This is a genomic window from Gemmatimonadaceae bacterium (assembly GCA_020851035.1).
Taxonomy (GTDB): Bacteria; Gemmatimonadota; Gemmatimonadetes; order Gemmatimonadales; family Gemmatimonadaceae; genus JACMLX01.
Map to the genome: position 1 here is coordinate 77,653 of JADZDM010000023.1, position 14,055 is coordinate 91,707.

A 14,055-nucleotide genomic window follows, 5' to 3' on the forward strand; every position below is an offset into this window, starting at 1 on the left:
GTCGCTTCCACGACCGCACTATTGTTGCGGCGAGCTCCCCGCAAGAAACGGAGCCAGCAGGTCACCTGCCGCGTCGAGGGCGGTGTCCGGGACCCGTACGTCAAGGGTGACCGCTTCCTCGCTGGTGGCCACGGTAAACCGCAGGAACGCGCAGCACTCCTGCTCACGTCGCACGAGTTCGCGGACCGGCACGACCGCGTCCGCGGCGTAGACGAGCGTGAGCCGACCGCCCACACGCCGATACGACCGTAGTGACGCGGTATTGAGCGCGGCGATCCATGCGAGACGATTCGTGTAGTCGGTCGCACCCAAACTGCAGGCCAGTGGTGCCTCTGTGGTCATCGTGCGGGGTCTCCGGAAGTGCCGTGCAACGGCGATCAAGCGCGAGGTCCAGCAGTGAGTGTTGACCGTGCCGGGCAACGCTGCACCTTCAGGACAGGCACACCGCACCCTTTCCCGCGACACGCACGATGCCCCGCATTCCACGACAGGCCACGCGCACGACACGTCCGTCGGCTTCCGAACTGCCGATCAGTCCTGCGGAACGCCGATGTGACGGATTCGCACGCCAATGATGCCTGTCGACCTGCTAGCGCGGACGGCGGCCATCTACGTCGCCGCCGCTGTCGCCGAAATCGCCGGCTGCTTCAGCCTGTGGGCCTGGCTGCGCCTTGGCAAGAGTGGATGGCTCCTCCTGCCGGGGGTACTGTCACTGGTGCTCTTCGCCTGGCTGCTGACGCGGGTCGACGCGGCGGTGGCTGGCCGCGCCTACGCCGCCTACGGTGGCGTGTACATCATCGCGTCGCTCGCGTGGCTGTGGATGGTGGAGGACGTGCGTCCAGATCGATGGGACCTGACTGGTGCGGTACTCTGCCTCGCTGGCGCGGCCATCATCCTGCTCGGCCAGCACGCGACACGTGCACCGTAGCCAGCTCGACGCCACCTTCCGCACCGGCGAGCACAGCGAGTGGCGGTGATGGGGCGCGTGTTTCGTCTGCATCGAAAGTCGAGCCAGTCGTGTGCCGTCCGCGTCCACGTCTCGGCAGCGAGAGTGAGTGACGCACGCGAGCCTACACCTGCTCTCGGGCGTGCTGGCTGGGCTCGACGTCACCAGCCGCGGCGAGATCACCCCGCGCATCACGGATGATCGCCCCTGCCGACTGCATGAACAGGCTGCCGATGAGTAGCGCGACGACGATATCAGGCCACGCGCTGCCGGTCCACGCAACCAGCCCCGCGGCGATCACCACCGCCACGTTGCCCAGCGCGTCATTCCGTGAGAACAGCCAGATCGCTCGGGCGTTGGCGTCACCGGTGCGGTGCGGGATCAGCGTCAGAGCCGCCGCCACGTTGACGCCGAGCGCCACTAGCCCGAACACACCCATCAGCTCGGCCTCAGGCGGCTGCCGCTGCACGATGCGATAGATCGTCGTCCCCAGCACGCCAATCCCGAGCGCACCCAAGAACACTCCCTGCATGAGCGCCGCACGCGCACGAATGGCCGGTCGCCAACCGAGGGCGATCAGGCCGAGAAAGCTGATCAGGCCATCACCGAGGAAGTCGAGGGCGTCGGCTTTCAGAGCCTGTGATCCAGACAGGAAACCGCCGATGGCCTCCACGACGCCGTACCCGGCGTTCAACACGACCACGACCCACAATGCCCGACGGTAGGCGCGCGACGCAGTCGTCGCGGAGGTCGCACTGGCGGCGCCGTCGTCCGCGGTGCGCTCGACGGCGGCAGTCACTCGGTCGAGTCGATATCCAATGCGAGCCACGGCCTGTTCGACGGCCTCCGCCACGCGGGCATCACGCGTCGACATGGACAGGATCTGCGATGCGACGGACACCTTGACGTCCTGCAGCCCAGGCACGGTGCGAGCCGCCGTCTCGATCTCGCTGGCATCGTGCGCACAGTCCATGCCCGTGACACGGAAGCGCAGCACGAGCTGCGGTACATCGGTGTGACTCATGCGGGTCGGGATGACCCTTCCTCGATGTGCCCCAGGCCTTCTGCGACCAGGCTGGCGACGTGCGAGTCATCGAGCGTGTAGTAGGCCATCTTACCGTCCTTGCGAACGCGAACGAGGCGCAGCTGCCGCAGCGTGCGCAGCGAGTGAGAGACTGCCGATTCCGACACGCCCACCAGCGTGGCTAAGTCGCAGACGCAGAGCTCCGCTTGTGCCAAGGCCGTCACGATCTGCAGGCGCGTCGGATCACCGAGCGCCCGGAAGGTTTCGGCAAGCGCGACCAGGGTGGTGGCGGCAGGCGCAGTCCGTCGGACGTGCGCCACCTTCGCATCGTCGACACACAGCACCTCGCAGCGGTCGGACATCCCAGTCGGCTCCGCAGTCGTGACGGGCGTCCTGATGCTGAGTGATCCGTCAGGACGACGTCGGGGTTGCGTGGTCGGCACGGGGCTCCTAGGTTAGCTGAACGACTGAACGAACGTTCATACGACGAACAGGATAGTCTGGACCGTACGGCAAGCGCAATCACCGCCACGGCTCGCCCCATCCTCGCTCTCGGTGAGCCAGTCCCCTGCACCACGTCCGCCCTCACGTCCGATCTCCGGTCCACGATGCTCCGCGCGCTCCGTCGCTCCACGCCTGCTCCGATGCTGCGCCGCCTGATGGCGCTGCTGCTCGGCGTGTGCGTCAGCGTCATGATCGCGGAGCCGTTGATCGCCGACCAGTGTGACGATGTGGTGTCCCAGTCGGCGACAGCCGGTAACGCCGGTGGTCTGACCAAGCGCGTCGTATCCGTCGGCGTCGACAGGTCGCCGCAATCCACCGACTCGGAAATTCCTGACGGGCATGCGCTGCACCTGTGCCACTGCAGCCACGTGCATAGCGTCACCTTGGCGACCGGACAGCACATTACGGATCGCGTCGACATCACGGACACCACCATCGTCGGCCATTCCGTGCGTCTGCCATCCAGCGTGGTCGTCGAGCCGCAACGCCGTCCTCCGCGAGCGCACATCGCGTAGTCGCGTCAGCGCCCTGCAGATCCTACCGCACCTGTAGCCTCCTCCTGAGAGCAGCTGACGCCCAGTCGCGTCCGTCCACACCCGTGCCGATGCACGAGGTCTGTGGCTGTGCTTCCTCGAGGAATTCATGACCATTGCTTCACCAGTATGCCGCGCGTGCGGAGTCGACGCGCGCGCCTCCACACATTCGCGACCGACGCGGCACGCGCCCCGTCCCGCGACGAGACGACTTTGGACTCTCGTGATCGCGAGTGCGGCGCTCGTCACGCCATCGCTGGTCGATGCGCAGCTGACGCGGGATTCGGCGCAGGTACAGAGGACGCAGGACAGCGTCCGTGTGACTCGGGCGCTGGAGCGCATCAGCGACGCGGCACGCATCGGCAGTCCGACGCTTCGTGCCGCGCGTGCCACCCGCGATCTCGCCGTCGCGCGGGCTGCTGCAGCGGGTCCGTCGTCGCCCGCATTCGTCTCCGCGGGACTCTCTGAAGCGCCGGCGCGGACACTGGACCAAGGCAACCTGCGCCTCGAGGTCGGTCGTGACCTGATGACGGGGCCGCGCCGTCGCGCAGAACGCGCGCTGGCCGACATCGACGTCCGTGCGGCCACCATCGCCATCACGCTCGAGGAACGACGCCTTGCCGGTGTGGTCCTGCGCGATGTGATCCGTGCAGCGGGTGCGCGCCGGATCGCCGTGCGACTCGCGGGTGAAGACCAGCTGCTCATGGGAGCGGAGGACGGTGTGCGTGGCCGATTCGGTGTCGGCGAGGCGCGCTATGTCGACGTGCTGCGTGTTCGCACCGAGCGCCTACGGGTGCAGACATCGCGAAGCGCGAGTCTCGCGGAGGTCCGTGCCGCACGCGCCGGGGTGATCGCCGTACTCACGGGCACGGACGCCGTCGGTGGAGTGGATGCGTTGCTGGATTCGGTGGCTACCGAGGGACTGGCTGACGCGTGGCGCGCGCTGTTGCCTCCGGTGCCGGCACTCGACTCGTTGATCGCCCTGTCCGAGGAAGCGCAGCTGGCCACGACGAATGCCGCGCGCGTGGACGCGACACGTGCGCTGGTGCTGGCCGAGCAGCGTTCCCAAGTCAGCGCGTACGCCGGTATCCAGCGGATCGGCCAGGCCAACAACGGCCCGACGTTCGGGCCGTCACTGGGCGTCACGATGACGCTGCCCTTCTCCGCCGCCCGCAGCAACCGACTCGCGCTCGCCGCAGCGACGCAAGGCATCGCCACTGCGGCCATCGTCCGCGAGGGGGCCGTGATTGCGGCACGCGCGCGCCTTGCTGCGGCGCGTGAACGCTACAGCGCGGCGCTCGAGCGGCTGGCGACCTTCGACGCGGCGTTGCTTCGCGGTGCCCGTGACGAACGCGAGAGTGCGCTGTCAGCGTACCGGACCGGCAGTCTTTCCCTGATCGAACTGCTTGACTTCGAGCGCGCGCTGTCACGCGCCGAGATCGAGCGCATTCACACGCTGGTCGACGCGGCCGACGCGTGGGCTGACCTCCTCGGCGCTGACGACGGTAGTGCTGCGCGCGCCTTTCCTCCGTCCGATGGACGCTGACCGATGATCACCTCGACTCCTGTCCTCGACGCGATGCACGCGTCGTTCTTCCCGTCGCTGCTGACCCGTGCCCGAATCACATTCGGCATGGTCGGCACGCTGACCCTGATGTCCCTCGCCGGTTGCGGCAGTGACCGTGGTGCGCCGGCGACGCGCGCCGATACGCCACCAGCCGGTGACGCTGCCGGACGCGAGGTGACCGCCGGTGCACAGACCGAAGAGCACGAGGGTGAGCACACCGAGACGGACAAGGTCACCCTGTCGGAGTCAGCGTTCCGCACAGCGCAGATCGACGTGCAACTGGTGATGGCGGGTTCGGCGCTGAACAACGCCGACGGACTGGTGGTCCCGGGACAGGTCGAACTCGACCCCCGGCGGATCGCGCTCGTGTCCTCGCGCACGCCTGGTCGCCTGGAACGGTTGTCAGTGGTAGAGGGTGATCGCGTCGGCGCCGGCCAGACGGTTGGTGCCCTGTTCAGCACCGACTTCCTGACGGCGCAGGTCGACCTGGGCCAGGCAACGCGGCGCGTGCAGACGCTCGCAGGTACGCCGGACGAAACCGGTGCACGCGCGCTCGCCGACGCCGCCCGGCGTCGCCTTCGATTGCTCGGTGCGAGTGAGGCGGAGATCAATCGCGCGGCCGCTGGCGGCGAACCTGCCAGCACCATGTCCCTCCGCTCGCCAATTGGCGGCAGTGTCATCGAAGCGCATGTGCTGCCCGGCGCCGCCGTCGAGGCGGGCGCACCGGTGTTCACGGTGGCCGATCTCTCGGTGATCGACGTCGTGGCGGAGGTTCCTGAGCGGAACCTGCCGCAGGTGCGCACGGGGCAACGCGCCACGATCACCATCGCGGCGTTCGCCGACATGCAGTTCGAGGGGCGTGTCGAACGACTGCGCGATGCGTTGAACCCGGAAACCCGCACGCTGCGCGCCGTGATCCACGTACCGAACGCCAGCCGTCGACTGCGCCCCGGCATGTTCGCCACCGTCCGCCTCGACGTCCCGAGCGCGTCGGGCGTCGGTGCCGGCGCACAACCAATCCTCACGATCCCCGAGAGCGCCATCGTCACCGACGGCGAGCGCCGGTTCGTGTTCGTGGAGACCGGCCCGCGCGCGTACGAACGCCGGGAGGTTCGCACGGCACCACTGTCTGCACCAGGATCCGCGACGCAGCGCACCGCGCTGGTGAGCGTGCAGGATGGGCTCCGAGCCGGCGAGCGCGTCGTCGTCCGCGGCGCCTTCACGCTCAAGAGCGAACTGGCAAAGGCGGGCCTCAGCGATGAACACTGACGTGCGCAAAGACGACATGCCTGTGGGCCCACCATCCGATGCGCCGGACGGTCTCGTGGAACGCATCGTGGCCTGGTCGATCCGACAGCGCGTCACGGTGCTGGTGCTCGTGCTTACCGTCGCCGCTGCCGGATTGTGGGCATTGCGGACACTCCGGGTCGACGCCTTCCCCGACCTCACCGATGCGCAGGTGCAGGTCCTGATCGAGGCACCCGGTCTGTCACCGGTCGAAGTGGAACGACTGATGACGTTCCCCATCGAGGTCGCGATGAACGGGCTTCCCGACGTGACCCTGGTCCGTTCGGTGAGCAAGTATGCGTTCGGCGCCGTCACGGTCGTCTTCGAGGACGGGACCGACATCCAGCGCGCGCGCACACTCGTCAGCGAGCGACTGCAGGGGGTGCGCGACGCACTTCCGCGCGGGTCCAACGCGACGCTCGGACCGCTCTCGGCGGCGAACAGCGAGATTTACATGTACACGGTCGAGTATGCGGGCACGTCGAAGGCGGGCGATACGCTCGACACGCGTGCGCTCCGCACCTTGCAGGATCGCGTCATCCGTCCGCAACTACGCACGGTGCCGGGCGTGACGGAAGTCAACAGCTTCGGTGGCGAAGTGCGTCAGGCGCAGGTGGTCGTGCGGCCGGACCGGCTGGTGAGTTTTGGCCTGACCCTGCACGATGTCGTCGAAGCCGTGGAATCGAACAATGCCGTGGCGGCGGGTGGCTATCTCGAACACCGCGATGAGCAGTACATCCTGCGTGGCCTCGGTGCGGCGGCGACACTCGACGACCTGCGGAACACGGTCATCCGCGCGAGCAGCGCGGGCGTGCCGGTGCTCATCGGTGACGTGGCTGATGTGCGATACGGTGCCGAGTTGCGCCAAGGCGCGGTGTCACACGACGGCCGCGGCGAGGTCGTCAGTGGCATCGTCATGATGCTGCGCGGTGAGAACGGGCGCGAAGTGGTGCAGCGGGTTCGCGAGCGCGTCGCCGACATCAACCGCTCACTCCCGCGTGGGGTGCACGTCACCGCCTATTACGACCAGACGGATCTCGTCGCCGGCACCTTGCGCACGGTCCGCACCAATCTGGTCGAAGGCGGGCTGCTGGTGATTGCCGTGCTGCTGCTTTTCCTCGGCAACGTGCGTGCAGCTCTGCTGGTCGCCGCGACGATTCCGCTGTCGCTGCTCTGCGCCTTCCTCGGCATGCGCTGGCTCGGGCTCTCGGCGAACCTCATGAGCCTCGGCGCCATCGACTTCGGCATGATCGTCGACGGCGCCGTCGTGATGACCGAACACTTCGTCCGCACCCTGCATGGTGACGAGGAACGGGGCGAACTGCCGGATACGCGCGAGGGAATCACCGCTCGCCTGCTGGCCGCCGCCCGTGAGGTGGCACGGCCGATTGCATTCGGCGTCCTCATCATCATGCTGGTGTACGTGCCGATCCTCAGCCTGCAGGGGCTCGAGGCCCGCATGTTCCGGCCGATGGCAATCACCGTGGCGATTGCACTGTTTGGCAGCTTGCTGCTGGCGCTCTGCTTCATCCCTGCGGCCAGTACGTGGGTCTTCCGACGCGGTGCGCGTGAATCACGCATCGCGCAGCGTGTCGAACGCGCCCTCGACCGACGGTACGCCGGAGCCCTTGGTGCAGTCGCAGCGCGACCGACGGTGACCGTCCTGAGCGCACTCGCGATCCTGGTCGCCACGCTCTTCGTCTTGCCACGGCTTGGCACGGAATTCCTGCCACAGCTCGACGAGGGCTCGCTCCTGATCGCGGCAACGAAGGACCCGACGATCTCGCTGTCTCGTTCCGTCGCCATGCAGCACGAGTTGGAGCGGACCGTGCGCATGTCGCCTGAGGTCACCACGGTCGTGAGCCGCGTCGGTCGTGCGGAAATCGGGAGCGACCCGATGGGCGTCAATCAGGCCGACATCTTCGTGATGCTGAAGCCGCGTGACGGCTGGCGTCCCGGCGTCAGCAAGGATTCACTGGAGCGCGAGATCACGGCACGCCTGGAGGATCGTGTGCCGGGCATCGCCATCGGCATGACGCAACCGATGCAGATGCGACTCGACGAACTGATCTCCGGCGTGCGGGCCGATCTTGCGGTCAAGATCTTCGGCGATGATCCGGTCGTCACGCGGGCCGTGGCCGAGCAGGTGGCAACGGTCGTGCGCAGCGTGCGCGGCGCTGATGAAGTGCAGATCGAACAGACCGCCGGCCAGGGATACCTGAACGTCCGACTCGACCGTGCGGCGATGGCCCGATTCGGCATCCCGATGGCGGAAGTGCAGGAGGCGCTCGAGACCGCGGTAGGCGGACGGCCCGTGTCGCAACTGGTCGAAGGCAGCTACGCGGTCGACGTCGCGGTCTACTACCCCGAAGCACTGCGCACATCGCCCGAGGCCATCGGCGCGATCACGGTGCCCACGCCCGCCGGCGCAGCCTCAGGCGGTGCCCGCATTGCACTGTCCCAGATCGCCGACATCCGGCTCGAGAATGGTCCGGTGCAGGTCAGCCGCGAACGTGCGCAACGCTACACGCTCGTGCAGTCCAACGTGGCTGGGCGCGACCTCGGGGGCTTCGCTGCGGACGTCCGCCAGTCCGTCGACAGCCGCGTGACGGTACCGCCGGCCGTGTTCGTGACCTACGGCGGCGCCTTCGAGAATCAGCAGCGCGCGATGGCGCGTCTGCAGGTGGTCGTCCCCCTGTCGATTCTGCTGATTGCGCTGCTGCTATGGGTGTCGCTGCGGTCGTGGTGGTTGGCGGGCCTCGTGCTGGTGAACCTGCCATTCGCCGCCGTCGGCGGTGTGCTCGCCCTCTGGATGCGCGGGCTGCATCTCTCCGTCTCCGCCAGCATCGGATTCATCGCGTTGTTCGGTGTTGCGGTGCTGAATGGATTGGTGCTGCTGACGACCGTCCAGCGTGCGCGGGCGCGCGGCGCATCGGCCCTCGACGCAGCTCTGCACGGAGCACGCGAGCGCCTGCGTCCGGTGCTCATGACGGCACTGGTCGCGAGCCTCGGCTTCGTCCCCGTCGCCCTCTCGCACGGGACTGGCGCAGAGGTGCAGCGCCCGCTGGCCACCGTGGTCATTGGAGGCCTCGTGACATCGACATTGCTGACGCTGTTCGTGCTGCCGACGTTGTTCGCGGCCATCGAAGGGTGGCGCACGAGACGGGCTGAGGTCCGTCGGCGGAAGATCGGCGAGACCGATGTGACCGTCCCGGAACTCGCAACGTGAGTCACGCCCGCAGATCGGCAGCACGCTCCCTCACCTCATCTTCAATGTCACCGAACATTCGGCTCGACCTGCCCCTGCTGTTGCCCGACGTGCAGGACAGCCGTGATGCCTGCGTCGCACGACTGCTGACTGCACTGCAGGCACGCCCAGGGATCACGCAAGCGCATGTCCTCGACGTGGGCGCCACCGAGCCCGGTTCCAGCGTCCCAGCGACGACGCCGACGCTGTGCCTGCACTACGACGCCGACCGGGTGACGCTGACTGAACTGGAAGGGTGGGCACGGTCGGCGGGTGCGTCGATCAGCGAGCAGTTCTCACACCTCTTGTTGCCGATTCGACTGATCGCCACGGAGGATGATGGTGGGCGTCTGGAGTCGCTATTACGGGCCGTACCTGGCGTGACGGCGGCCTCGGTCAGCCTCGCGGCGCAGGTCGCACGCGTCGAGTTCGACCGACGCATCACGTCGCGCGAGCGCATCGATGCCGCATTGCGCGCTGGATCGGCGACGCCTGCAGCCGGCGCGCGGGGTGTACTCGACGCTACGGAGGCGGCACCGGCGGCGGTACCACGCGAAGTTGACGGTCACACGGCAGAGGATGGCCACGACCACGACGCTTCCGTGGCCGCTACTGGCGAGGCAGCCGAACCACGGGGCTGGTATGCGCGCAACCGTGAGCTTGCGTGGAGTCTGTTGTCCGGTGTCCTGCTGCTCGCCGGCTGGCTGGTCGAGCGGAGTGCGTCCCAGCCGCGCTGGCTGGTCATCGCGCTGTTCGCGGTGTCGTACATCTTCGGTGCCCGCGATAACGTCGGCCATTTTCTGGCCGACCTGCGCCGCGGCAAGTTCCACTTCAACAGCGACCTGCTCATGGTCGTCGCGGCGGCGGGGGCCGCCGCGTTGGGCGAATGGGCAGAAGGGGCGTTGCTGCTCTTCCTGTTCAGCCTTGGTCACGCACTCGAACACTATGCGCTGGGCCGAGCTCGCAACGCGATCACGGCACTCGCCGAGCTGGCCCCGTCACGCGCGACGGTGCTCCGCGACGTGAATGGCGCGCGACGCGAGGAGGAAGTCCTCATCGCTGCGGTGCGCCCAGGTGATCTCGTCGTCGTGAAGCCCGCTGAACGTGTACCGGTCGATGGCACGGTGCGAGAAGGCCGGTCGGGCGTGAATCAGGCGCCGATCACCGGCGAGAGCGTCCCGGTGGACAAGGCGCCTGGTGATTCCGTCTTTGCCGGTACCGTGAACGGTGAAGGCGCGCTCGTCATCGATGTCACGGTGGCTGTCGGCGACCGCACGCTGGATCGTGTGATCAAACTGGTCTCCGAAGCCCAGACGCAGAAGGCACCCACGCAACAGTTCACCGAGCGCTTTGCGCGCGTGTTCGTACCCGTCGTCCTGATTGGTGACGCATTGCTGATCGTGGTTCCGCCGTTGCTCGGACTCCTGTCGTGGCCCGAGGCGTTCGCGCGTGCGATGGCAGTGCTCGTCGCCGCGTCGCCGTGCGCCCTCGCGCTTGGCACGCCAGCGGCAGTCCTGTCCGGGATCGCGCAGGCCGCCCGGAACGGTGTGTTGATCAAGGGCGGTGCGCATCTCGAGGCGCTCGGCGGCATTCGCTCGCTGGCGCTCGACAAGACCGGCACCATCACGGTCGGCGAACCCTCGGTGACGGACATCGTGCCGATGGGTGGCGTGGACGAGCGCACGTTGCTGACCAATGCGGCCTCCGTCGAACGGCGCTCACAACATCCGCTGGCGAAAGCCGTCGTGCGTGCGGCTGAGCAACGCGCCCTTACACTCCCGGATGCTGGTGAAATGCAGTCGATCACGGCGCGAGGCGTGCGCGCACCAGTCGAAGGCGCGACGGTCGAGATCGGACGCGCCTTGCTCTTTGAGGATGCCGCAGTCGCGGTGCCCGCTGAAGTCCACTCCGCCGTCGCGCGTCTGGAGCAAGCGGGCCGCAGCACGATGATCGTGCGACGCGTCGGTCACACACCGGAATTCCTCGGCGTGCTTGGACTTGCCGACGAACCTCGTGCGAACGCACGGGAGACCCTGGTCGCACTCCGACGCGCCGGCATCGACCGCATCATCATGCTGACGGGCGACAACGCCGGTGTGGGCAATGCCGTTGGCACCGCCGTGGGCGTTGATGAGGTGCGCGCGGGATTGCTGCCGGAGGACAAGGTGACCGCGATTCAGGAGCTCGCGCTGAAAGGACCGGTGGCGATGGTTGGCGACGGCGTCAACGACGCGCCGGCGCTCGCACATGCCACGGTCGGCATCGCGATGGGGGGTGCGGGTACGGCGGCGGCGCTGGAGACCGCGGATGTCGCACTGATGGGCGACGACCTGAGTCGACTGCCATTTGCCATCGCGTTGTCACGACAGTCGAAGCGCATCATCCGACAGAACCTGTTCGTCTCGCTTGGGGTGATCGCCGTGCTCGTCGTGGCAACGGTCAGCGGCCTGGCCAGCATTGGGCCCGCCGTCATCGCGCACGAGGGCAGCACGCTCGTCGTGATCGCCAATGCGCTGCGACTCCTGCGATTTCAATTGCCGCGTTGAAGGCTGAGAGCGAACCAACCTCGCGTCGGCAGTGGCCTAACCGCCAGGCCGACGCGACTGGTACGCGAAGCCGCTCGCGACCAGCTGGCGCCAGCGCCTCTGTCGGTGACGATAGAAGACCTGGGCGAACAACCAGATGAGCGGCGTCAACATCCGCGCCCGCACGTCGACCTGATCCCGATACAGGATGCCGCCCGTCGTCGGCTCGATGGTGATCAGGTGATCCCACACCGGGATCATCGCACTGTGTCCTGCATCCCGAAGCGCAAAGCCGCGCTCGGCGGGCGGCATCGAGATGACGATGGCCTGTCGGCCGAGCGGTAAAAATCGCAAGAGTGTCAGCGACACCCAGTGGGTACCGGCTGTCCACGTCTCCGGCAGCGGCGCTGCACCGGCCGACCGGAACGACACCAACGGGTACGCGACGTACTGCAGCAACCGTGTCGTCATGACCTGCGAGACCGCCTGATCGACCGTGCAGGGGAGCACCGTGGCAATGTCGATTTTCATGCGATAGGGATGCGGGCGTTCGGAGCGATGGGTCACCGCGGGATACAGTCGAACTGCGTGTGCGCCATCCTGTTCGCAGTGGCGCACGCTGTGTGGGCGGCTCGTCAGAAGTATGTCGCGAACCCCACCTGCCAGCCCGCGCGGCGCACTGTCGGATTACCCAGAAGGTCGCGATGCCATTCCCGCCGATAGTTGGCCTTGAACACCGTGCTAGCCGATGGACGGAAGCTGAGTCCGGGGACGATGGCACGCACGTCATCCCGGATCGGATCGCCGGTCGACTCAAAGGTGCCGACGTTGTAGTCGATGTACTCGAGCCTGAGCGCGGCGTTGACGACCGCGCCGCGGATACCCGCGACGCGCGGCTTCCAGATCGGCACCACGGCGTCGACGTGTGCGCCATGCTGCCGTGAGCCGAACACTTCGATCAGACTGGCCGGCACGGCGACCCGTGTCATCGCCGCCTCGCCACGCAGCGTCATCGGACCGACGGCCACCGCGGCGTCGAGGGCGGTGATCGAGAGGCGACGTCGGTCGTCGACATCGGCGCCATCGACCCGGAACGTGTTGTAGATCGCACCGTAGTGCGACAGCCCGACTTCACCATTCCGCCCGCGCTGCACCGCCAACCGGCCCGAGAATGCGGGAGAGCCGTTGTTGTCTTCCGCGAACTGTTCCGGGCGCTTGCCTGCCGCCAGCAGCGTCCGGCCTTCAGCGTTCAGAATGACACCGTCGCCGAGCCCGTTCGTGAGGTACGCGTCGTACGTCACCGTCACGCCGGGCAGGCCGCGGAGCGGGATCCGCCCGAGAGCACCGAAGCCGATTTCAGCCAGTGTCGCCGGAATGATGCGTGTCGAGACCAGCGGTCGATCTACAAACTCCCACCGTGGTGAGTCGTGGTTCTGGTTGAAGGCGCCGAGCGGCGGCAGCAGGATGCCGGCCCGCAGGACGAATGCCGGATCAATCCGGAAATCCAGCAGTGCCGCCTCGATGGCGATTTCCTCCGTGCCTTTCTCGAACTCCAGCTCCGCGATGAAGCGCAGCCGCTGTCCCACGGATGAGAACAAGAAGATGTTGAATCTACGCATCTCCATCGAGAAGCCGTCGCTGATGCCATCCTGCGTGAAGTGATTGCTGTTTCCTTCCGCATATCCGCCGATGGCGGTCTGGCCGAGCGCGCCGATGAAAGGTCGTGAGTAGATGCTGCCTTGCACGCCGCCCGTGTCGCGCGGGAGGCGCGCCGCACGACTGGCGCTGTCAGCTTTTGTCGTGTCACGCTGTTGGGCGGACGCGAGTGAGGTCATCACGGCAAGGGCAGTGAGCACGGCAACGAACAGCGCGACCGGTCGTGCACGCGAGGGCGGAGGCGGACGCAGCGCGCTCATCGTGTCGCCGGGGATGTGATGATGTACACGCTCGTCGCGTCGCTCGTGACGCGGTAGCGCTGCAGCGGACGCTCTGTCGGCCCCTGCAGGATCGCGCCATCAAACGTGTATTCACTGCCATGGCAGGGGCACTGCAAGGTGGTCGCTGCTGGCTCGACCTGGCAACCGCGATGCCCGCACCGAGTCGACACGGCGATGAACTCGCCGCTGCTCGCGCGATGCAGGTAGATCGGGAGCTCCGATGCGGGATCCTCGACCATCAGGGCGCCGGTACGCTCGAGGTCCACGCGTGGCACGATCAACCGGTCACCCTGCCGGACAGGCGTCAGGTATCGCACGCGTGTGGCAGCGCAACCGGTGACGGTGTTCGGAAGCGCACCGACGAGCAGTGCCCCCGCCACGATCTCGCTGCGACGCAGGAACTCACGACGGCCGATGCACGGCGCGGCCTCAGTGAGATGCGACCGGGGTGAACCCGAGGTGTCAGCATTGTCGCTCATAGGCGT

The 14,055-nt window shown here is 67.3% G+C and carries 12 protein-coding genes; 6 read left to right on the plus strand and 6 right to left on the minus strand.

All coding sequences use genetic code 11. From position 1 onward, the window contains the following. Positions 1–18: 18 nt before the first annotated feature. Entirely contained in the window at positions 19–342 is a 324-nt protein-coding gene (locus IT355_15820) for a hypothetical protein (protein MCC7054740.1), read from the minus strand. Between the two features lie 232 nt (positions 343–574). Between IT355_15820 and IT355_15825 the strand changes: the two genes are divergently transcribed. After that, positions 575–928, plus strand: coding sequence for a YnfA family protein (locus IT355_15825; protein ID MCC7054741.1), 354 nt, complete (start codon positions 575–577; stop codon positions 926–928). A gap of 142 nt (positions 929–1,070) precedes the next feature. Here IT355_15825 and IT355_15830 read toward each other — a convergent pair whose 3' ends face one another. Together IT355_15830 and IT355_15835 are read right to left on the minus strand one after the other, a co-directional pair. Beyond that, positions 1,071–1,820, minus strand: coding sequence for a cation transporter (locus IT355_15830; protein MCC7054742.1), 750 nt, complete (start codon positions 1,818–1,820; stop codon positions 1,071–1,073). Between the two features lie 146 nt (positions 1,821–1,966). Beyond that, a complete protein-coding gene (locus tag IT355_15835) occupies positions 1,967–2,332 on the minus strand; it encodes a winged helix-turn-helix transcriptional regulator (GenBank protein MCC7054743.1) in 366 nt (121 codons plus the stop codon). A gap of 282 nt (positions 2,333–2,614) precedes the next feature. Between IT355_15835 and IT355_15840 the strand changes: the two genes are divergently transcribed. The 5 genes from IT355_15840 to IT355_15860 all read left to right on the plus strand — a co-directional run bounded on the left by IT355_15840 (position 2,615) and on the right by IT355_15860 (position 11,654). Next, complete coding sequence (locus IT355_15840; protein ID MCC7054744.1) at positions 2,615–2,989, plus strand: hypothetical protein; 375 nt, start codon at positions 2,615–2,617, stop codon at positions 2,987–2,989. Positions 2,990–3,230: 241 nt separating this feature from the next. Beyond that, the gene (locus IT355_15845; GenBank protein MCC7054745.1) at positions 3,231–4,553 is read left to right on the plus strand and encodes a TolC family protein; all 1,323 of its coding nucleotides are present in this window, start codon (positions 3,231–3,233) and stop codon (positions 4,551–4,553) included. Between the two features lie 3 nt (positions 4,554–4,556). Beyond that, the gene (locus tag IT355_15850; protein MCC7054746.1) at positions 4,557–5,843 is read left to right on the plus strand and encodes an efflux RND transporter periplasmic adaptor subunit; all 1,287 of its coding nucleotides are present in this window, start codon (positions 4,557–4,559) and stop codon (positions 5,841–5,843) included. After that, entirely contained in the window at positions 5,752–9,090 is a 3,339-nt protein-coding gene (locus IT355_15855) for an efflux RND transporter permease subunit (protein ID MCC7054747.1), read from the plus strand. Before IT355_15850 ends, IT355_15855 begins: the two co-directional genes overlap by 92 nt. Before the next feature lie 266 nt (positions 9,091–9,356). Next, a complete protein-coding gene (locus IT355_15860) occupies positions 9,357–11,654 on the plus strand; it encodes a heavy metal translocating P-type ATPase (protein ID MCC7054748.1) in 2,298 nt (765 codons plus the stop codon). A gap of 36 nt (positions 11,655–11,690) precedes the next feature. Here the strand turns inward: IT355_15860 and IT355_15865 are convergent, their stop codons facing one another. The 3 genes from IT355_15865 to IT355_15875 form a co-directional block, all read right to left on the minus strand. After that, complete coding sequence (locus tag IT355_15865) at positions 11,691–12,164, minus strand: hypothetical protein (GenBank protein MCC7054749.1); 474 nt, start codon at positions 12,162–12,164, stop codon at positions 11,691–11,693. 104 nt (positions 12,165–12,268) lie between these two features. Continuing rightward, positions 12,269–13,549: a hypothetical protein gene (locus tag IT355_15870; GenBank protein ID MCC7054750.1), complete on the minus strand. Its 1,281-nt coding sequence runs from the start codon at positions 13,547–13,549 to the stop codon at positions 12,269–12,271. Next, positions 13,546–14,049 carry a Rieske (2Fe-2S) protein gene (locus IT355_15875; GenBank protein MCC7054751.1) on the minus strand — a complete coding sequence of 168 codons (504 nt, stop codon included), beginning with the start codon at positions 14,047–14,049 and terminating at the stop codon, positions 13,546–13,548. The genes IT355_15870 and IT355_15875 overlap by 4 nt, the downstream gene beginning before the upstream one ends. Positions 14,050–14,055: the final 6 nt, after the last annotated feature.